Annotated in this window: 15 protein-coding genes; 13 read left to right on the top strand and 2 right to left on the bottom strand. The window is 36.2% G+C overall.

Annotation, left to right across the window (positions count from 1 at the left end; all coding sequences use genetic code 11):
- Positions 1 to 3: 3 nt before the first annotated feature.
- The 7 genes from CLV90_RS05170 (at position 4) to CLV90_RS05140 (ending at position 6,609) form a co-directional block, all read left to right on the top strand.
- Positions 4 to 957 carry a PorP/SprF family type IX secretion system membrane protein gene (locus tag CLV90_RS05170; RefSeq protein WP_133686428.1) on the top strand — a complete coding sequence of 318 codons (954 nt, stop codon included), beginning with the start codon at positions 4 to 6 and terminating at the stop codon, positions 955 to 957.
- Position 958: 1 nt separating this feature from the next.
- Complete coding sequence (locus CLV90_RS05165) at positions 959 to 3,130, top strand: OmpA family protein (protein WP_166638538.1); 2,172 nt, start codon at positions 959 to 961, stop codon at positions 3,128 to 3,130.
- A gap of 81 nt (positions 3,131 to 3,211) precedes the next feature.
- Entirely contained in the window at positions 3,212 to 3,529 is a 318-nt protein-coding gene (locus CLV90_RS05160; protein WP_133686426.1) for a cupin domain-containing protein, read from the top strand.
- A 54-nt stretch (positions 3,530 to 3,583) separates the two neighbouring features.
- Positions 3,584 to 4,369 (top strand): SDR family oxidoreductase, encoded by a 786-nt coding sequence (locus CLV90_RS05155; RefSeq protein WP_133686425.1) that lies wholly within the window; start codon positions 3,584 to 3,586, stop codon positions 4,367 to 4,369.
- Positions 4,370 to 5,074: 705 nt separating this feature from the next.
- The gene (locus CLV90_RS05150; RefSeq protein ID WP_133686424.1) at positions 5,075 to 5,812 is read left to right on the top strand and encodes a hypothetical protein; all 738 of its coding nucleotides are present in this window, start codon (positions 5,075 to 5,077) and stop codon (positions 5,810 to 5,812) included.
- Between the two features lie 237 nt (positions 5,813 to 6,049).
- Complete coding sequence (locus tag CLV90_RS05145) at positions 6,050 to 6,295, top strand: AbrB/MazE/SpoVT family DNA-binding domain-containing protein (protein ID WP_054559793.1); 246 nt, start codon at positions 6,050 to 6,052, stop codon at positions 6,293 to 6,295.
- Positions 6,286 to 6,609 (top strand): type II toxin-antitoxin system PemK/MazF family toxin, encoded by a 324-nt coding sequence (locus CLV90_RS05140; protein ID WP_133686423.1) that lies wholly within the window; start codon positions 6,286 to 6,288, stop codon positions 6,607 to 6,609. Before CLV90_RS05145 ends, CLV90_RS05140 begins: the two co-directional genes overlap by 10 nt.
- A 275-nt stretch (positions 6,610 to 6,884) precedes the next feature.
- Here CLV90_RS05140 and CLV90_RS05135 read toward each other — a convergent pair whose 3' ends face one another.
- Complete coding sequence (locus CLV90_RS05135; RefSeq protein WP_133686422.1) at positions 6,885 to 9,428, bottom strand: excinuclease ABC subunit UvrA; 2,544 nt, start codon at positions 9,426 to 9,428, stop codon at positions 6,885 to 6,887.
- Between the two features lie 212 nt (positions 9,429 to 9,640).
- Between CLV90_RS05135 and CLV90_RS05130 the strand changes: the two genes are divergently transcribed.
- The 5 genes from CLV90_RS05130 to CLV90_RS05110 all read left to right on the top strand — a co-directional run bounded on the left by CLV90_RS05130 (position 9,641) and on the right by CLV90_RS05110 (position 13,657).
- Complete coding sequence (locus CLV90_RS05130) at positions 9,641 to 10,147, top strand: hypothetical protein (protein ID WP_133686421.1); 507 nt, start codon at positions 9,641 to 9,643, stop codon at positions 10,145 to 10,147.
- Positions 10,148 to 10,251: 104 nt separating this feature from the next.
- Positions 10,252 to 10,815: a TetR/AcrR family transcriptional regulator gene (locus tag CLV90_RS05125; protein ID WP_133686420.1), complete on the top strand. Its 564-nt coding sequence runs from the start codon at positions 10,252 to 10,254 to the stop codon at positions 10,813 to 10,815.
- 51 nt (positions 10,816 to 10,866) lie between these two features.
- Positions 10,867 to 11,274: a nuclear transport factor 2 family protein gene (locus CLV90_RS05120; RefSeq protein WP_133686419.1), complete on the top strand. Its 408-nt coding sequence runs from the start codon at positions 10,867 to 10,869 to the stop codon at positions 11,272 to 11,274.
- A 4-nt stretch (positions 11,275 to 11,278) separates the two neighbouring features.
- Positions 11,279 to 12,253, top strand: coding sequence for an alpha/beta fold hydrolase (locus CLV90_RS05115; RefSeq protein ID WP_133686418.1), 975 nt, complete (start codon positions 11,279 to 11,281; stop codon positions 12,251 to 12,253).
- Positions 12,254 to 12,475: 222 nt separating this feature from the next.
- Positions 12,476 to 13,657, top strand: coding sequence for a hypothetical protein (locus CLV90_RS05110; RefSeq protein ID WP_133686417.1), 1,182 nt, complete (start codon positions 12,476 to 12,478; stop codon positions 13,655 to 13,657).
- A gap of 258 nt (positions 13,658 to 13,915) precedes the next feature.
- Here CLV90_RS05110 and CLV90_RS05105 read toward each other — a convergent pair whose 3' ends face one another.
- Entirely contained in the window at positions 13,916 to 15,529 is a 1,614-nt protein-coding gene (locus CLV90_RS05105; protein WP_133686416.1) for a choice-of-anchor I family protein, read from the bottom strand.
- Positions 15,530 to 15,914: 385 nt separating this feature from the next.
- On the opposite strand from CLV90_RS05105, the gene CLV90_RS05100 reads away from it, so the two are divergent.
- A complete protein-coding gene (locus CLV90_RS05100; RefSeq protein ID WP_133687021.1) occupies positions 15,915 to 22,016 on the top strand; it encodes an alpha-2-macroglobulin family protein in 6,102 nt (2,033 codons plus the stop codon).
- Positions 22,017 to 22,046 lie beyond the last annotated feature (30 nt).

The following is a 22,046-nucleotide window of genomic DNA, read 5'->3' as shown; positions in this document are numbered from 1 at the left end:
CCCATGCACAAGAAAATAACAAACACTACTTGGGGCATCTGCATAGTTATGCTTTTGTTCTTGATACAACTACAAGGTCAACAAGACCCACAGTATACGCAGTATATGTATAACATGAATGTGGTCAACCCTGCTTACACAACCAATCAACCTGGCATGCTTAATTTTGGTACGCTCTACAGAACCCAATGGGAAAATGCTGTGGGCGCACCAAAAACGCTAACCTTCTTTGCACATACTCCGTTATCGGAAAAAATTGAAATGGGCGCATCTATAATATCAGATGATATTGGCGATGGTTCATTGAAAGAGAATAACATTTATGTCGATTTCGCCTATATATTAAAGCTAGATGAACAAAGTAATTTGAGTTTAGGTCTAAAAGGAGGTATCACCACGTTCGAAACAAATTTCAACGGATTCAGATTACCAGAGGTTCAAGATGATCCTGCTTTTAATGAGAATATGAATAACACCTTCCCAAATGTGGGTATTGGTGCATTTTATAACAGAGATAAATTTTACGCAGGTCTGTCAATTCCGAATTTATTGACCTCTAAACATTTAGAAAACAGGGATGGTCTAAACCGTATTGGATCAGAAGCTATTCACCTTTTTGGTATGGCGGGTTATGTATTTGACATTAACCCGAACCTGAAACTAAAGCCGTCTGTATTAACCAAAATGGTATCGGGCGCACCAATTACTGCAGATGTCTCTTTCAACGCATTATTCAATAATCGTTTTGAAGGTGGTGTCTCGTATAGGTTAGATGATTCTGTCAATGCCATGTTCAATATTGCGGTTATACCTTCTGTACGAATAGGCTATGCTTACGATTACACCTTGTCTAATTTAGGCGCATTCAATAATGGATCACATGAAATTTTCGTGCTGTTCAACCTAGACCTTTGGGGACTCAAAAAAGGCTATGATAAATCTCCTAGATTCTACTAAAATGAAAAACTTACATATTTATATCGTCCTAATTTTAGGCATTTTTCAATCCGCCTGGTCACAAGATTTAAAACGTGCCAACGACCTATTTGAAAAGAAATACTATGCAGATGCCATTGCCTTGTACGAAGCCGCATTACCGAGCAATAAAAGCAGTTTGGTCGTAAAGAACCTGGCAGATAGCTATTACCATACCTTTGACCTTAATGCATCGGCACGTTGGTACCGGTACCTTATTTCTAATTATGGCGATACGGTAGATGAGCAGTATTATTTTAAGCTGAATCAATCTTTAAAAGCTATTGGCGAATATGACGAAGCCGCACAGGTATTATTCGATTTTTACACCAAAGAAGGCAATTCAGAAAAATTGCAGCAACTAAAAGAAGAAAATATATACCTAGAAAATGTAAAAGCGATCGGTGATCGTTTCGCAATTGCAAATAGTAACCTGAATACGACAACATCAGAATTTGGGGCAATGCAGGTAGGTGATGCCATTTGGTATACCGCAGCACATAAAAAATCAACTTCGAAAACATACCGATGGAACAATCAGCAGTATCTCGATATTTACACGCACCCCATAGATCAAGAACAACTGGGCGATAGTATTAGTGTCAGCCTATCGAATGCTATTAACACAAAATTGCACGAAGGTTCTTTTACGGTTTCACCCGATGGAAACATCATGTACTTTACCCGTAACAACTATAACCATGGCAAGCGTAAAACGGATGATCAAAAGGTTTCTAATTTAAAGATTTACAGTGCTAGTTTAGTTGATGGCGAATGGGGGAATATTACAGAACTTTCATTCAACAGTGATGATTTTTCTAATGAACACCCTGCTTTAAATGCAGATGGTACAAAATTATATTTTTCTTCGGATAGACCTGGCGGATTTGGCTCTTTCGACATCTATGAAACAAGCTTACAAGCCGACAATTCGTTTAGCACACCCGTAAATTTAGGTAGTATAATTAATACCGATAAGAAGGAACAATTCCCTTTTATAGCTTCGGATAATTCTCTTTATTTTTCATCGAACGGACACCCAGGTTTCGGACTTTTAGATGTCTTTATTTCTATAAACAAAAATGGAACATTTCAGAATCCGGATAATTTAGGGTTACCTGTAAACAGTGGTTATGATGATTTCTCGTATGTATTGAATACTGATAATGCATCGGGCTATTTCGCAAGTAACAGACCATCTGGTATAGGTAGCGATGATATCTATAGTTTTAGCATTACCAAAGAATTATCAATTGAAGATTGCGAACAGTTTATTACCGGTATTATAACAGATCGAACCACTACCCTACCATTGGCCAATGCAACGGTAACTTTAGTAAATGCAGAAAAACAGGTGATAGCCACATGCATTACCAAAGAAAATGGTGCGTTTGACTTTGATATTGTCTGTGAAGCATCCTACGAAGTACAAGCAGAAAAAAATGGGTATGAAGGTAATGCCAAGAACATCCGTAGTACAAAAGAAAGAAACGCCGAACATGATGCATCGATGCCTTTATATTCCATCCTAGAAAAACAAAAAACAGAAGCACTAGCATTGCAAGAACAACAAGAAGCCGAACGACTACGCACAAAGCAAATGGTCGCTAAAAAGTTAGAGGTAGATAAAAAAGCCAATCTATTAGCAGAAAAACAACGTATTGAAAAAGCTGAACGTTTAACGAAACAGCGCATTGCCGAGAAAGCAAAAACCGAGAAGGCACTTGCAAAGAAAATAGCCGATGCCATAGCAACAGAAGAAGCTTTAGTAAAAGAGAGCGACCGTACGGTTATACAGACCGAAGAAATACATTTCGATTATAGTTTATGGTATCTAAGAAGAGAGTCTCGCGAACGTTTACAAACGGTCATAGATATTATGAAGAAAAACCCGGGTATGATCATTGAAATTGGCACTCATACAGATATTCGTGGCAATAAAAACTATAACAAAGACCTTTCTCAAAAACGTGCCGATTCTGCGAAAGATTTCTTGGTCAAAAACGGAATTGAATCTGGCAGAGTGGTTTCAAAAGGATACGGAGAATCAAAACCTATTGTAGTTTGTGCAACTGAAGAAGCCTGTTCTGAAGAAGATCATGAGTGGAACAGACGCTGCGAATTTGTGGTACTTGATTGGGAATACGGCAACTAACCGAAAACAACATTTCTAGACGAACAACTATTATAAAATTGCGACAGATTCTAGTATCTTTAGTTCTTAAACTAAAGAATAATGAACTATAAGCTTTCTACAATACCGTCAAAAGAGATTATGCCCGGTTTACATGGCAAATTGGTACACTCTGAAAATATGAGTATGGCATTTTGGGATGTAGAAAAAGGCGCTACAGTACCTGAACATGCGCATATGAACGAGCAGATCATGCATGTGATGGAGGGTGATTTTGAATTCACTTTAGATGGAACTACAAAGGTGTACCACCCAGGTGACATCGTGGTAATTGCCCCGCATTTAAAACATAGTGGTGTTGCTTTGACCCCTTGTAAGTTATTAGATGTATTTAGCCCAACACGAGAAGAATACCGTTAGCAGTTGGTTGTTAACCTCGGCTTCGCTCAGTTACCTAATCCAAAAATATAAGAAATGAACATATCGTTAAGAAATAAGAAAGCATTAGTTGGTGGTAGTAGTGGTGGTATTGGTAAAGCAATAGCACAGCAATTGGCTGAAAGTGGTGCCAGTGTAACTTTAATGTCGCATAGCGAAGAGAAATTGCACAACATTGTAAATGAACTGCCAACGGACCAGGGGCAACAACATCAATACCTTGCGGTAGATTTTAATAATTTTAATGACTACAAAAAGGTTATTACAAAATACTTTGAAAACAACAGTGTCGATATTCTTGTGAATAATACCCAAGGTCCCGCTGCTGGTAATGCCCTAGAAAAGCAAGTAAACGATTACCAACAAGCCTTTGATTTACTTTTTAAAACGGTGGTGTTCACCACAGAATTGGCATTAACTTCTATGATAGCAAACAATTGGGGACGCATAATAAATGTAGCTTCCGTTTCTGTAAAAGAACCACTTTCATATTTAGCATTATCTAACACGATCAGAGCGGCAGTGGTAACCTGGGCAAAATCGTTGGCTACAGATGTAGGCAAGCATAACATAACCGTCAATAGCGTTCTTACCGGATATTTCGATACCGACCGCATTACGCAACTTAATGCCAAAAAAGCCGAACAATTAGGTATTGAAGCAAGTCAGGTTAGAAAAGAAATGGAATCGAGAGTGGCAGTACAGCGTATTGGTAAACCAGAAGAATATGGTTATTTAGCAGCTTTCTTGGCATCTGACAATGCCGCTTATATTACGGGAACAAATATTCCTATTGATGGCGGACTTTTAAAATCGCTTTAGCTATATTAATTGATACGTTAAGATCAGAATTAAACGTTTACAAACGCATAATATGCGCATAATATACGTTTGTAAACGGATAACATATTGTATTAATTGACATTCTACAAGATATTATTAAATTACTGGTAAATAAGAAATATGTGCAATTGTGCACATATACAATTGTTAGCAAACATATTGCCATAAACTTAAATCGTTCCGCAATTAGCCTGAATATTTAAAAAAATTAGAGTTTGGCTCGGGTAAACCAGCATTTTTAAAATGGTTTCTTTTGGCTTGTTACTTTGTCAAACTTCAGCTATTTAATTAAAAATTACCTTACCAAAGTTCTCGCTCGGACGGACTTCACTCAGACGCAACTGTTGTGCGGTCGGACTTTTCACTTTCTTGGTTTGGTCTCCTTAAAGGCGAAATACATAAATCCTTTACTATTTAGGTTCGACGGACTTAAAAAAGAAACCATTTTAAAAGAGTTTGGGAAACAAATCAGTGGTCTTCGACCAGACCAAGGTTTGCGCTGCAACACGTTTGCTAACAATATGTATAATCTATACTGTCCGATTTTCCGTCGGAAAATCTACGTATATTTAAAATGTTATCGTACGGCGGGAAATCCTACGGATTTCAATGCCGTACAGATCATACATTAACCGTTAGCTTTAATTTTAAAACCCATAAAACTTAAACTTACCTAATAACCATATGAACCAAAATCCAGAATTATTAAACCAAATTCGGGACCTAACTCGGGAATATGATTGGATTAATATCAGATTAGAACTAAATTTTACTATTACCGGCGGTTATGGATTAAAAAGTTCGTATTTAAGTGAATCAGGAAAATATGAAACACTACCTATTTCACTTCGCTTGTTGCGTCCACATTTAAAAGAAATTATAGATCGATTTACGGATACAAAAAATACGGATACCCAATTTAACCAAGTCGTTCTATCCATAGATAAAGACTTCAATTTAAAAACTGATTATTTATTCAATCAAGAGTTCATTCAGGTTCAAAAAATCAATAATTCAAAAGTTTTTTACCAATGGTTAAATGAAACAATGATGAATCGAATTTTTGAGTTTGAAAAAGAAAACAATTTATTGAAACCTGTGTATGATGACCATGGAGAATTTGACTATTATGAATCTTCTTATGACAATGGCGTTTTTAGTTTTCTAATCAAAGAAAATAAAGTTTCACATAATTTGGAATTAATTAAAAATGGCGCTTCTAGGGACTTAAATATGCCTTTGCCCGATTATGTTAATAATGGAATATTAGAACATCATCAAATTACCAATACTGAATTAAAAAAGGAATGGAAACCTTGGAACAAATTGACTATTAAGTCTCCTCATAATGACATTCCTTTTGACAAATGCAGGGAATATGTAAAGTACAGTATGGAAAAAACTAAAGCTAACAAAGTGTAAAAATAATTGCTTGGTTCTTGCCTACTCGGAAAATCCCGCGGATTTTCCTTTGGTTCGTTCCATTTTTGTTAAGTTAGTTGCTTAAACACGCAACTATTCTTACACCAACCGTTGTGCAACATTTGGTACGATATACAAACATCCTTTACAAAGTTAAAGTCACATAGTTTACACTTTTAAGGTTATAATTTGTAAATCTAATAAAATGTAATAACTTTGTGACTACAATTTAAAGTTATGGAAACAGCAATTATTAAAATAGGAAATTCCAAAGGTTTGCGCTTGAGCAAAACCATTTTGGAAAAGTATAATATCAAGGACAAGGTAGAAATGATTTTGGAAAAAGGTCAAATAATCTTAAAACCAATAGACAGTCCAAGAAAGAATTGGGACAAAGCGTTCGAAAAAATGCGGGAAAACAATGATGACCGCTTGCTGTTCAACGATGTGTTCGAAGATGAAAACTTTGAGGAATGGAATTAAATCAATATTCCATAGTTCTGGTAAATCTCGACCCTACAATTGGGAGCGAAATCAAGAAAACTCGTCCGTGTGTTATCCTATCTCCCGATGAAATAAATCGTTATCTTAAGACAATTATTGTTGCACCGATGACAACTAATCTGAAAAAATATCCGACCCGAATTCAGGTAAAGCACAATAATAAAAAGGGGATGGTCGCAATTGACCAAATCAGGACAATAGACAAATCACGGATAATCAAAAAGTTCGACCAACTGACCAAGTCCGAGATTCAAAAATGCAAAGAGATTCTACGTGAGACTTTTGTGGACTGAAAAGTAGAAACGGCATAATATTGCGTAAAAGTACTAACGACAACAGAACCTATAAACAATACGGGCTTCGGGCTTTACGAAAGGTTTGCGTATTTTTATAAGGTCGCGAAATCTTTGGGATTTCGCTTTTGAAGTAAAAAAGAAAAAACCTGCCGGCAGGCAGGCAGGCAGGCAAAACCAAAAGATTTCGCACGCCTGATTTAATTTAAAATTTAAAGCAACCTAAGCATAGCATGTTTTGACTAGGCTAACTTCTAAAAATTTCAACTATCAAATTAAACGTAGCCGTTAAATGTTCTAGATAAATAAAGTGCCGTTTTGCTCCTTTTGTTTTTCGCTACTTTTTCGGGTATATCTGCTACAACTACATTGCCTCCTTCTTCTCCTGCACCAGGGCCCATATCTATAACCCAATCACTTTCTGCAATTACTTGCATATCGTGCTCCACTATCACTACTGTATTACCGGCATCAACTAATCTTGCCAATTGCAATTGTAATTTTTCAACATCGGTTGGGTGCAAGCCTGTTGTTGGCTCATCTAAAATATAAAGTGTTTTTCCTCGGTTTAAGCGTTGAAGTTCTTTTGCTAGTTTTATACGCTGTGCTTCACCACCAGAAAGTTCGGTTGCTGGTTGCCCTAAGCGCAAATACCCCAAACCTACTTCTTGCAATACCTTCAAGGGGCGCAATACGCGCTCATCATCTTTAAAAAAATCTGCCGCTTGGTTTACGGTTAAACTAAGAACCTCAGCAATATTTTTTTCATGATACGTAACTTCTAAAGTCTCTGGATTATAACGTGTACCTTCGCAAACTGGGCAAGGCGCATAAACGCTGGGTAGAAATAAGAGTTCTACCATTACGGCACCTTCGCCCTCACAATTAGGGCAACGCCCTTTTCCAACATTAAATGAAAAACGACCTGCTTGGTATTTACGTGATTTTGCCAATTTTGTAGTAGCAAATAATTTTCGCACAACATCAAACAAACCGGTGTACGTTGCCAAGTTAGAACGTGGTGTTCTACCAATTGGTTTCTGGTTGACAACAACCATACGCTTTATATTTTCTGAACCTCCGGTGATTTCTCCACCAACTGTTTCTATAACTTCTGGTGTTAAAAGGTCTTCCCCCTCCTCTTTTTCAGAAGCCATGCTGTTACCTAGCTTAGCAGACATGAGTTCTACCAAAACCTGACTCACCAAACTACTTTTTCCTGAACCAGAGATACCCGTAACACTTGTTAATACCCCTAAAGGAAAAGAAACGGTAACATCGTTTAAATTATTTTTGGTGACTCCGCTTAAGCTTAGCCATCCCGCAGGTTTGCATGGTTTATTTTTTTTATAAGGCAGGTCATTAAACAGATGTGTTCTAGTTTTAGATCTTGCAATATCCTTTAATCCCGCAGGAGGTCCACTGTAAAGTATTTCTCCACCGCCCTCGCCTGCATCGGGACCAACATCTACCAACCAATCTGCATGGCGCACCACATCTAATTCATGCTCCACCACAAAAAGTGAATTACCGCTTGCTTTCAATCGGTCTAATGTTTTCAATAAAGCTTCGGTATCTGCCGGGTGCAAACCTGCAGAAGGTTCATCTAGTACATACACTACTCCGAATAAATTACTACGTACTTGGGTTGCAAGGCGTAAACGTTGGTGTTCACCGGCAGATAGTGTAGGTGTGCTTCGTTCTAAAGACAAATAACCTAATCCTAATTCCAACAAAACATCTACCCTTGCCACAAGGTCTTCGGCGATACGTTGCGCCACCAGTGCCTTCTCTTCATGCTTTTCAGCCAATTTGGCTAAGCCGGGCGCTGTACCATTTGCATAAGGTATGAAAATGGACTGTAACTGTTTTAAAGGTAATCTAGAAATATCGGCAATATCATAGCCAACAAAAGTTACGGAAAGCGACTCTGGACGTAAGCGTTTACCATGACATGTGGGGCATTCGCTACTGATCATATATTTAGATACACGCTTTTTCATTAAGGTACTTTGCGTGTTGGCAAAAGTGTGTAGCACTAGTTTTTTCGCACCAGAATAGGTACCCATATAACTGGGTTCGCTTTTGTTTTTAAGCGCAATTTGTACTTCTTCGCGATTTAGATTTCGATATACGGGTACCTTTGGTGTTTCGTCTGTAAATAGAATCCAGTTGCGGTCTTTCTGCGGAATGTCTTTCCAAGGGATATCAACATCATAATTAAGTGTAACTAAAATATCGCGGAGGTTTTTACCTTGCCAAGCTTTTGGCCAAGAGGCTATAGCACCTTCTCTAATAGTTAAAGTGTCATCAAGTACCATACTCTTTTCTGTTACTTGGTAAACACGACCAAGACCATGGCATTCTGGGCAAACACCTTCTGCAGTATTGGTTGAAAATGAATCCGCATACAAAATAGGCTGATTTGGCGGGTAATCGCCTGCCCGAGAATATAACATGCGCAACAAATTAGACAAGGTGGTCACCGAACCAACAGAAGATCGCGTGGTGCCAGAACCTCTTTGTTGTTGTAGTGCTACGGCTGGTGGTAAACCATCTATCTCATCAACTTCAGGTATAGGCATTTGATGAAAAAGACGGCGTGCGTATGGTGATACGGATTCCAAATACCTTCTTTGGGCCTCTGCATATAACGTACCAAAGGCAAGTGACGATTTACCCGAACCAGAAATACCGGTAAATACGACCAAAGCATCACGCGGTATTTCTAAACTTACGTCTTTAAGATTATGCTGTCTTGCTCCAGTAACAGTAACAAAGCCTTCTCTTATTATTCTCTCGTCATGTGTTTGCTCCATAGGTTCGAATATAGCAAGAATCTATTGATACAGGTTTCAAGTTTCCGATTTTTCAATACGATAATGGTTACAAAAGCTACTTAGAAAAAAAGAAGATATTTGATAGCAAACGATGTTATAGCTTTAAAAACTGTTAATTTTAAATCTTAAAACATAAGAACACCGAGAACAAAGAACAGCAAAATAACAATTGCTTAATATTTAAATATCATATGAAGAAAATAGCAATTGGTTGCGGAATATTTTTAGTATTGGTCATTGGCACTGTTACCTTACTGTTCTATATACTTACAAAACCTAAATACAGAAATGTAGCTAATGAGAAACCATTTTCAGAAATTTTAAGTCAGAAAATAATCACGAAAAGACCTACCCTAATTTTAAACTATGATATGCCCAAATATAAAGATTATAGCTATCACTTAGAAGATGGCAATAGTTTTGGTATGGAATCTGATTTACAAATGATAGCCGAAATACCTACAGGCACAGAAGTAGAAATAGATAAAATAGAAATCCATACCAATTGGGTCAGCGGTTCTTCTACTATATATTTATTCGGTAATATTTATAGTGAAGAGAAACAAGAAAATTATTCTTTTCAGTATACCTGGGGCGATTACCATCTCATATACGAAGACCACCCCTACTGGACCTTTGAGCTTGCCTTTTGGCAAGATAAACCATTGACTGAAAAGTATTTTATAGATGTGCCATAATCGTTAGAGTTATCCTTCAATATTTTATCGCAGCAAATACGGAATAAATTTAATTTATTTTACCAATCGTTCGGTAAATACAAAAAAAGTATTACTTTTGTCCTATGAGACCACAGAAAGTATTGGACGAAGAAATTTTAACAGGCTTGACTAAAGTATTCAGAGCAAAAGGATATGAAGGTGCTAGCCTAAAGGATTTGTCTGATGCTACCGGACTTAAAAAGGCGAGTCTTTATCATCGTTTTCCTAACGGGAAGCAAGAAATGGCAAATGCCGTTTTAAGCCACTTAGATTATTGGGTTACAAATAATGTATTTAAAACATTGTTAAATGAAGAAATAACACCACAAACAAGATTGAAAAAAGGTTTAGCCGAAATTAAAAGATTATATGATGATGGAAATGAAACTTGTATTTTCAGGGCATTATCAATGCAGGCGGGTGTCGAGTTATTTGAAGAACAAATTAAAAATGGAATGCAAGAATGGATTGCAACTTTTTTCAATTTAGGTCTAGCACTAAATTTTACCAAACAAGAAGCAGAAATAATGGCTTTACAAGTATTAATAGAAATACAAGGTAGCTTGATTGTATGTAAAGGCATGGGTGACATCAAAATTTTTGAAACCGCTGTTCAACAAATCGAGAATAAATATTTAAACACATAAAAAAATTTAAAAATAAATTTTACCGAATGTTCGGTAAGTAATTCTCTTATTATGAAAAAATATCCATTACCTCCTTTTAATGAACAAACGGCACTACAGAAGGTGCAAATGGCAGAAGATGCCTGGAACAGTCAAGATCCTATAAAAGTATCTATGGCATACTCCGAAAACACAGAATGGCGTAATAGAACCAGTTTTCTCAACGGTCGTGAAGAGGTTCAAAATTTTCTAGCCGATAAATGGAAAAACGAATTACACTATAAGCTCAAAAAAGAACTTTGGGGTTTTAGAAATAATAGAATAGCAGTACGATTTGAATATGAATTTAAAAACAAAGAAGGGCAATGGTTTAGAGCCTATGGTAACGAAAATTGGGAATTCGATGAAGACGGATTAATGCAAAAACGATTTGCAAGTATCAATGATTTAAAAATAAAAGAGTCTGACAGAAAACTATAACAAAATGAAAAAGCTACATCTAACATATCTATTGCTATTGGTGACGATGACATCTTTCCAAGTAAAATCGCCACAAGAAACTAATAAAAATTCTACAATTAAAAACATGCATAAAATGACAACTATTACATACAAAACAATTGATATTAACGGTGTAAATATTGCCTACCGAGAAGCTGGTAACAGCAACAATCCTACCATAGTTCTTCTACATGGTTTTCCATCATCTTCACATCAGTATAGAAAAGTTTTACATCAATTATCTGATGATTTTCATTTAATTGCTCCAGATTATCCGGGTTTTGGTAATAGTGATTTCCCTTCAAAGAATGATTATGAATATACTTTTGACAATATTGCGGAAACTATCAACTCGTTTTTAGAATTAAAAGGAGTCAACCGATATGCATTGATGATACAGGATTATGGTGCACCAATTGGTTTTAGGATAGCGTCTGCCCATCCTGAAAGAGTAACCGCAATAATTAATCAAAACGGGAATGCCTATGAAGAAGGGCTTGGAGAAGCATGGAAAGGTATTAGAGAACTTTGGGCGAATAGAAATGAGAAAACGGAAAAAGCACTATTACCAGCTTTCTCGTTAGAAGGTTTAAAATGGCAATACACACATGGTACTAGAAACCCTGAAAATGTAAATCCTGATACTTGGCACTTAGATTACTTAAGATTATCTAGACCCAATGCACATGCCATAAATTTTGATTTGTTTTATGATTATCAAAACAATTTAAAATTATATCCAAAATGGCAACAATATTTAAGAGATAACCAACCGCCTTTATTGATTGTTTGGGGAAAAAATGATGAGTTTTTTCCTGAAAGTGGCGCTAAGGCCTTTAAAAAAGATGTGACTGACATTGATTATCACATTTATGAAACAGGTCATTTTGCTTTAGAAGAAGATGGTGACGATATCATTTCAAAAATGAGATTATTTATGAACAATATCAAGAAATAAAAAAGAATTAAAAATCTGTATATAAGCAACTAGTTTCAAGACTGAAACCAGTTGCTTTTCTTTTAGCTCAAATGTTAAGTAGTAATACCAGTTATTTTTACATAGCTAAACGAATTGGAATAGCATAAATATCTTCAAAAGATAATTTTAATTTAAAGTGCAAACTTTTACTTACCAGTATTTTTAAGGAAAGAAACATCTTATTTAAATAATCTATTAAGGATGAAAACCATAAGCATATTTATTTTCTGCATTGCCCAAGTTTCCTTCAACCAAATCACCGCCCAAGGTAGTTGGAACAAAAGCACCCAAAACGGTGTAACATTATTTTCACCTATTGGTTTAAAAAGCGGTAAAACATTTGACGTATACGCATACGGACCCACAGTAACTGAAAACGAGGATTTAAAAAATTGGGTACTTGAAACTGCAAAACAACAACAAAAAACGTTAGGTAATCCTCTTAAAAATTGGACAATAAAGCCTGAAAAAGAAGATTATAGTACTGTCAATAGTTTTGTTGACCAAAATGGCAATACCATGCAAGTTGCCTACCAAGGCGGTAAACTAGATGATGGTCGAAACTACTTTCTTAAACTTATAACCTCTAACGACCTTACTACGGTTCTTAAGTATGGCGCACAATTAGATGATTTATTGGTAGATATAAAAGCAGATTTATTAACGAAAAAAACTACTATAAATATAACCAATAGTATTGTAAGCAATCAAGTAACACCTACGTCAAATACTGCTTCCTATGTTGAGGAATCTATAGAAGAATTGACATCAGGCAAAGCTCCAAAAGATTTTATAGAATTAAGAGGAGTACTAAGTATGGGCATGCAAGCTAGCGGTATGTTCGGTACAACGAGCGAAGTTATCGCACTCTTTAAAGACGGAACTTTTACCAGAGATCTTGGACCAACCTTTTCAAAAGGCATATCGGTATCTAAAAGTGAAAAACCATATAGATGGGGACACTGGCGTTTGCGTAATAATGAACTTCAATTAAAAGAACATGATGAATCGGAATATGAAAAAGTGAGACAATGGCTTACGAGTCCTGCTACAGAAGGGTTAAAGCTTAATAATTGCTATGGTAACATTACTTCAAGAAGTTCTGATTATTATGGTGGTGGAAGTACTGTAGGCAATGCCAGTTCTTGGTGTTTTAAGCCGAACGGTAGATTTGCACATTCTAAAACTGGTTTTGCAAATTCAACTGGCGGTGTTAGTGGTTCTACCTCGTCCAACAAAAAAAATGGAGGCAGATATCATTTAGATGGCTATGTGGCAAGGTTCGTATACGATGATGGTACCGAAGTGATTACTTCATTCTGTTTTTTGAACAAGAACAAAACACATATAGGTATTAACGGAAAGCGATTTATGAGTAATTAAGCTTCCAAATCATATTAAACAAAATATATTCCTATTTGGAAATACAAATATGAAATGAGCGTAAATGATAATATAGATAACCCTTTACTCACAGTAACAATCTATATAAATATTCTGATCCTATTTCTAATAATGAAAACATACTTAAAGATGTATTATTTTAAAATTATCATAACCCTTACCAGAGTATAAAAAAACGCCAAATAATACTATTTGGCGTTTTCTTTTCAAATATTCTCTGAAATAATGATATCATATTTATTTCATCTCGTAAATAGCTATTGTACTAGATACTTCATGAGTTGCAATCATTAGGTAATTTCCTGTTGGACTATCGTCCTTATCTACCACTATTAAGCCTTCTGGTGAAATATCAGTAGCATCATATATCCAAGTAACAAAAACTGGGTTATATGGGTTGGTTACATTGTATGCCAATATTCCACTTGTTCTTTCCAATCCTACGAACAATAAGATCTCTTCACCAACCTTTAAAGTTTTTACTGATTCTGGCTCAGCACCCTTGTCATCTGACCTACCATCTACTTCACCTTCATCTTGATTAAATATAGACGGTGCCAATGCCAATGTTCTTCTAGCTATTTCAGAACCCGAATCGTACACTAACTGTCCATTCGTATCCCAAATAGAAAACGATCGAGCGCCGTAAGAATAAATTTGCTCATAGAACCCATCGTTATCTTCATCTCCGTTTGCAGTTGTGGTTTTTAATCTACCTAAATTTTCATCTTCTTGCAATGTTTCAAAATCAGGGTAAAAAGCGGGGTCTAAATCTAAATCCTTAACCCGCACCTCTTCAGAATAACCATCATAGTCCCTAGAATCGCCTTCATTGGCAGAAACAATAAAACCGTTACCGTTAGCTGTGAAATAATCTATTGCATCGGGCATATAAAAACCTAAAACATTCCAGTTTTTTAAATTTCCTGCGATTCCGTCTCTATTAGATGCATCAATTTCGTTACCTGATACATTATGATTCTTTGTTCCCAAACCTACCAAACCGGTAATGGTTTTAGAGTTAAGGTCAACTATAGCCATTCCGTTATTCTCCTGCAAACCAATATATGCGGTGCTAGAATCGTCTGAAATGGTAACATACTCCGGCTCCACATCCTGAACAAAAGACGAAGCAGCGTTATTACCAAAAACTCGGAATCCGTTACCAGGATTTATCTGTCCGGCAAAAGAAATTTGCGTTGCGGTTTCTGTAGCCACTTCAATAACGGTAATTGAACCTTCTGGATCAACCGTATAATCATCATTTGGCTCACCTTCATTGGCAGCAACAATATATTCCCCATCAGGCGAAAAGGCAACCATATCAGGTAACGCTCCTGCTACATAAGATTTGATTAGAATTTGCGTATCAGTGTCATAGGTATCAACAGTACCGTCTAATTGTTTATCGCTATTTTCAACGGCAATGGCTAAAATGCCATTATGAACCGCAACAGAGTTGGGACTACCCGTCAAAGCGATAGAAGCACCTTTTACAGGGTTTGTTGCATCCGTCAAATCTAATACCGAAATTTCATCTTCTTCAGGGTTTACTATGAACAACTTTTTGGTAACGGCATCAAAAGCAGATATTTCTGCAAAAGCTTCGTCATTACCATTGGTAAATGTTCCTATTTTAGAAAAGGTAAGCTGATCAATAGTTATTGGAAATTCGGCATCCATACCATCGGCGCCATCAGCACCATCAGCGCCGTCAGCTCCATCTGTTCCGTCTGTTCCGTCTACGCCATTAATACCATCGACACCGTCGATACCATCATCGGCACACGATATAAACATTAGCGAAATTCCAAGAATTCCAATACAAAAAGGTCTCAATAAATTTTTCATTTTAATACAGTTTGGTTTTAAGTATCAAAACAAATGGATCAATGTAAAGTTGGGGTTAACTCTGTCGCAAATAAATATTATGAAGGTATTAAGTTCTTGTAAACAACTGCTTAATACTTAATATGACTACTGACACATATGGTATTCAAAAATTAAATCTACCTACATATCTAGATTAGAACAGCTACAGAACAATCTCTTTGTAATTATTAAAATTGATAAAAGGTCAATTAATATCTTCGTGAATTACACGTTCCTACTCTTATGCTAATCATCACCTGTAACTTCAAACTAGCATAATTACCTCAACGAAAAGCACGTTTCACTCATTTTTCATTGCATATAAAATTACCTTGGCACAGTTTTGTATTGTAATTTTACTATGATGAAAAAGCTACATTTAATTCTGATTCTGTTTATGTCCATACAATTTGGTAACGCCCAAGAGCACAATTCTTATGATTCACTTTGGGATAAAGTTCTTGATCTAGAGATGGAAAATTTGAGTTCATCGGCATTAAAGCAGACAGAAGACATCTTTGAAAAGGCGAAAAAAGAAGGAAATAAAGTTCAGATTATCAAAGCCCTTTTATACAAGTCTAAATTCATCATGAGCCTTAAGGAAGATTCTAAATTGAGTATCATCAATGATTTTAAATCTGAGATAACAATTGCAGATGAACCAACCAAGCAAATTTTACATAGTCATTTGGCAAAACTATATTGGCAATATTTTCAGCAAAATAGGCATCGTTTTTATAACAGAACAATTACAGATGCCAAAGTTGATTCAGTAGATTTTAGAACTTGGGATTTAGATACGATTTTTAAAGAAATAGATTATCACTTTACTGCATCCTTAGAAGATGCTAACACTACTCAGCAACTTTCTATTTCAGATTTTGATGCAATTCTAGAAAAGAATGAAGAAAACAGAAAGTACAGGCCTACGTTATTTGACGTTCTTGCGCATAATGCTTTACAATTTTACACGACCAGCGAAAATAGCATCAATAAACCTGCAGATGCTTTTGAGATTGACAACGAAGCTATTTTATGCGAGGCATACACTGCTAGTTTTCTGACTTTTGATGATAGACAAAACCTGTCATTACAATCTAGAGCACTTGAAATATACCAACAACTCGTAGCGTTTCATTTTGGCAACCCAGATATAAACCCGCTCGTATTGATTGATATAGAACGATTACGCTTTATTCACCAAAACGCCACATTCGGTAATAAAGACGATTTGTATTTAGAAGTACTTAAAAATTCTGCCGAGAATATAAAGCACAGTCCGCTTTCTGGTCTATATACTTATGAAATAGCGCTTCAATATCAACAATTGGGGCGCCTTTATACATCTGAAGGCATTGCATCACACCAATTTAAATTTAAAGAAGCTGTCGCTTTATGTGATGATGTTATTGCAAGATTTCCAGAAAGTTTAGGTGCTCAAAAATGCCAGGTTTTAAAATCGGAGATTCAAGACTACAATGTGCAATTAACTGCTGAAAAGTACATTCCCAAAAATACTATTGGTAGACTTTTGGTCAATTATAAAAATGTTGAAAGCTTACATTTAAATGCCTATAAAATCACTCAAAATCAACTATCAAAACTAGAAGAAACTTACCCAGACAGTAAAAAGAAATCGTTTATTAAAAATCTTCCTATTGCTAAAACGTGGTCTGCACAGTTAAAGACCGAGAATGATTATCAATCGCACAGTACAGAAATTATAGTGCCGGCACTAGAAAACGGAAGTTATATTTTAACTGCTGAATCTAATAATGAAAAAATAGATGTATTCAGTTATACTACCATACAGGCAACAGATGTTGCCGTAATTGAATCTCAAACCAACAGACAGCAACAATACCAGATCATAAACAGAAACAACGGTAAACCGATTATTGGTGCAGAAGTTATTTTAAATTATCGTAAAAACTATAAAGATGCACTAAAACGAGCAGCTTACACTACAGACAAAAACGGTTTTATAACCATTGAAAAAAGTAAAGAAAACTGGAACAACATTAACATTACGGTTAAGACTAAAAATGACAAAGCCCATTTTGGCGAATACTACGTGAACCGAAATTATGCCCAAAATAATGGTCAAATCAACCATTCATGCTTTCTATTTACAGACCGAAGTATCTACAGGCCAGGGCAGCCTATTTATTTTAAAGGTATTGCCATTAGTCAGGATAAAGGCATATCTAAAGTATTGAAAAAAACGAATATTGATGTTACACTAAGCGATGTAAACGGACAAGAAATAGAAACACTTTCATTAACAACCAATGATTACGGTTCTGTTTCGGGTGAATTTATACTACCAAACTCTGGATTAACCGGGCAATTTTCAATTCGTGCCAGTTCAGACGACCTGAACTTAAATGGATACGCAAGTATTTCAGTTGAAGAATATAAACGACCAAAATTCGAAACTAATTTTGAGCCTATTACAGATACCTTTAAAGTAAACGATAGCATAACCGTAACAGGTAAAGCAACAGCCTATGCAGGTAGTACCATATCTGATGCGAAAGTAGTGTACAGTGTAAAAAGAGTAGTAAGTGTACCTAGAAGGTATTACTGGATCAGGCCTTTTTTTAATGGCACTTCACAAGAAATTGTACAGGGAGAAACTATTACGGATGCAGCAGGAAATTATAAAATTACCTTTAAGGCTATTCCTGACAATAGTGTTGAAAAAGAGAACTTGCCCACATTTAATTATGAAGTTACGGCAGAAGTAACCGATATCAATGGAGAAACACGCAGTACTACAACCACTGTCAACGTTGGCTATCACGCATTAGACGTAAGATTGCTAGTACCCAATGCTGTAGACAAGACCCAGAAAAACGCAAGTTTTAACATTACCAGCAAAAATTTAAACGGACAATCTGTTTTTGCCACGGGTGAAGTAAAATTATATAAACTTCAGGCACCTGATCATGTTCTTAGACCAAGACCATGGCCAGCACCTGACTATTCTGGTTTTTCAAAAGAAGAATTTAAAAAATTATATCCGCATGAAGCTTTTAAAAATGAAGACAACTCTGCTAATTGGCAGGAAGGCAAAATGGTTTGGCAATCTAAATTTGACACGGAAAAATCTAACGAAATTAGTTTTGGAAAAACCAAAAATTGGGAGTCAGGAAAATATAGAATGGAACTCTTCTCAAAAGATAAATTTGGGCAAGAAGTAAAAGATATTGCCATTTTTTCAATTACGGGCAATGAGCAAACCCTAGCAGATAACCAGTTGTTTTACGTAAAAACGGATAAGGAGCAATACTCGGTTGGCGACAAGGCACAAATCACCTTTTTTTCTAGCGCAAAAAATCTGAACGTCACAGTAATTGTTGAAAAAGACCAGAAGATTTTTGAAGAAAAAGTACTGACGCTAAACGACAATTCCAAAACAATAACAGTACCTGTTACCAAAGATGATTTGGGTGGCTTTGCCATCACCTACAGCTATGCGTTTGCCAATCATTTTGATGAAAATACCGTGAACCTGCTTGTTCCCTACCCTTCTAGCGATTTGCAAATAGAAACTATGAGCTTTAGAGACAAAATAGCGCCTGGTGTTGATGAAACTTGGTCTTTCAAAGTCAAAGGTCCTAAAGGTGAAAAAGTCAGCGCAGAACTATTGGCGAGCATGTATGATGCTTCTCTAGATCAATTTAGAGCTCATTCCTGGAACTTTAACCCTATAAGCCAGCCTCATTATTATTCTCGAAGAAGAACTAGTGCTTACAATAGCTTTTCAACAATTAGTTTTCAGACATTTCCTCACCATACCAACTTTAATTATCCAAGTCTTAGCTATGATACTTTTGATTCTTTTGGTCTGGATTTCAACTTAGGTAATTTTTATCAAAGTCGTTCTATTGGTTATAATTCTGGTCCCTTAAGAAAATCTATGATGGCAGACGATGCACTCTTGGAAGAGGTCGTTATGCTTGAGGATTCAGATACAAATATAGAAAGTAATTTAGCGGGCAGAGTTGCAGGTGTTGAAATTAGTTCATCGGCACCTGAATCTAAATCTGAACTAGAACCAAAGACAGACAAAGAAGATTTTGATGCTGTTACCATTCGCAAGAACCTACAGGAAACCGCTTTTTTCTTTCCATTATTACAGACCGATAAAGAAGGAAATGTTAGTTTCAATTTCACAACTCCCGAAGCATTGACTCGTTGGAATTTGCAACTTTTGGCACATACCAAAAATTTGGAAAGCACGATAACCAATCTCACTACAGTTACTCAAAAAGAGTTGATGGTAATACCAAATGCACCACGATTTTTACGCGAAGGGGATGAAATAACAATAAGCAGTAAAATTTCTAACCTAACAGAAAAACTACTTTCTGGTCAGGCGAAATTAGAATTGACCAATGCAGTAACTGGTCTAGATATATCAACACAATTGTTAGAGGCTTCTAATACACTAGAGACAACCACTTTTGAAGTTGATGCCATGGGGAATACCCAAGTATCATGGAGATTGAATATTCCAGAAGGGTTGCAATCCGTCCAATATAAAATCCTTGCAAAAGCAGGTGATTTCTCTGATGGCGAGCAAAACATGTTGCCCGTATTGTCAAATAGAACTTTGGTAACAGAAACGTTGCCTATGTGGGTTCGTAGTAACCAAACCAAGACGTTTACACTTGATAAGCTTAGCAATACCTCATCAACTACGTTGAAACACCACAAGCTGACTTTAGAGATGACTTCCAATCCTGCTTGGTATGCAGTGCAGGCACTACCCTACTTAATGGAATATCCGTATGACTGTAATGAACAGACCTTCTCTAGATATTATGCAAATACATTGGCAAGTCATATCGCAAGTAGCAATCCAAGAATTCGTGAAGTGTTTGATCAATGGGCAAACTCAGATGCCTTATTGAGTAATCTAGAAAAGAACGAGGAATTGAAATCCCTATTAATTCAAGAAACACCTTGGCTACGCGATGCACAATCTGAAACCGAACAGAAGAAAAGAATCGGATTATTGTTCAATTTGAACAAGATGAAAAACGAGCAGCAATCTGCTTTAAACAAGCTTACTCAAAATCAGAATTTTAGTGGTGCTTGGTCTTGGTTCAATGGCGGTCCCGATAACAGATACATTACACAGTATATCATTTCGGGGATGGGTCATTTGAATCATTTGGTTACTTCGGCTACGCTCAGCAACCAAAATTTGTCAACTTCGTTCAACTCTGAATCAGAAATGATTGAAAATGCAATTTCATATTTAGATGCTGAGTTTGTGAAAGAGTATGAATATATGAAGAAACACACATCGAATATTAACGATGACCATTTAAGTGCGAATCAAGTCCATTATTTATACATGCGTAGCTTTTTTAAGGATATTAAAACCTCCAAAAAAGTAGATGAGATAACGGAGTACTATTTAAAACAAGCTCAGAAATATTGGACAAAAAGAGGTTTGTATGCACAGGGGATGTTAGCATTGGTGCTACACCGAAAAGATGACGCAAAAACGTCTACTAAAATTCTACGTGCATTAGAAGAAAATAGCATTACCAGTGATGAATTGGGCATGTATTGGAAGAGTAATACCAGCTCATGGTTTTGGTATCAAGCACCTATAGAAACTCAAGCTTTATTGATTGAAGCGTTTTCTGAAATTCGCCCTGCGGATATCGAAACTATAGATAATCTTAAAATATGGTTACTTAAAAATAAACAGACCAATCAATGGAGCACTACTAAGGCTACTACTGAAGCAGTATACGCTTTATTATTACAAGGCAGCGAGTGGTTATCGGTTACCGATGCAGTTGAGGTTTTGGTGGGCGGAGAAAAAATTGACCCGTTAACTTTAGAAGATGTAAAGGTTGAAGCAGGAACCGGCTACTTTAAAACCTCTTGGAACACTACCGAGATCGAACCAAAAATGGGAGAAGTACAAATCCGTAAAAAAGGCAACGGAATTGCTTGGGGAGCTTTGTACTGGCAGTATTTTGAGGACTTGGATAAAATTACAAGTGCTGAGACTCCGTTGAAATTAAAGAAGAAAATATTCTTGAAAAAGAATACTGATTCTGGCGAGGTGATTTCTGAAGTAACCGACAATACTACCTTAAAAGTGGGCGACTTAGTTAAGATAAGAATAGAGCTAAGATCTGACCGCAATATGGAATTCATACACATGAAAGATATGCGTGCTGCCGGTTTTGAGCCTGTAAACGTAATCTCAAGATACAAGTGGCAAGACGGCTTAGGGTATTACGAAAGCACTAAAGATGCAAGCACCAATTTCTTCTTTGACTATTTACCAAAAGGAGTTTATGTATTTGAATATGATGTACGTGTAAATAATGCCGGAGATTTCAGTAATGGTATTACTAATATACAAAGTATGTATGCACCAGAGTTTAGCAGTCATAGTGAAGGAGTTCGTGTTTCGGTGGAGAATTAACGTCATTACAAACAGCGTGAAGTAATCTGT

This window comes from Maribacter spongiicola (assembly GCF_004364165.1).
In the GTDB taxonomy this organism is placed as follows: domain Bacteria; phylum Bacteroidota; class Bacteroidia; order Flavobacteriales; family Flavobacteriaceae; genus Maribacter; species Maribacter spongiicola.
Note: the sequence above shows the minus strand (reverse complement) of the source record. Positions and strands in the feature narration are given on the sequence as shown.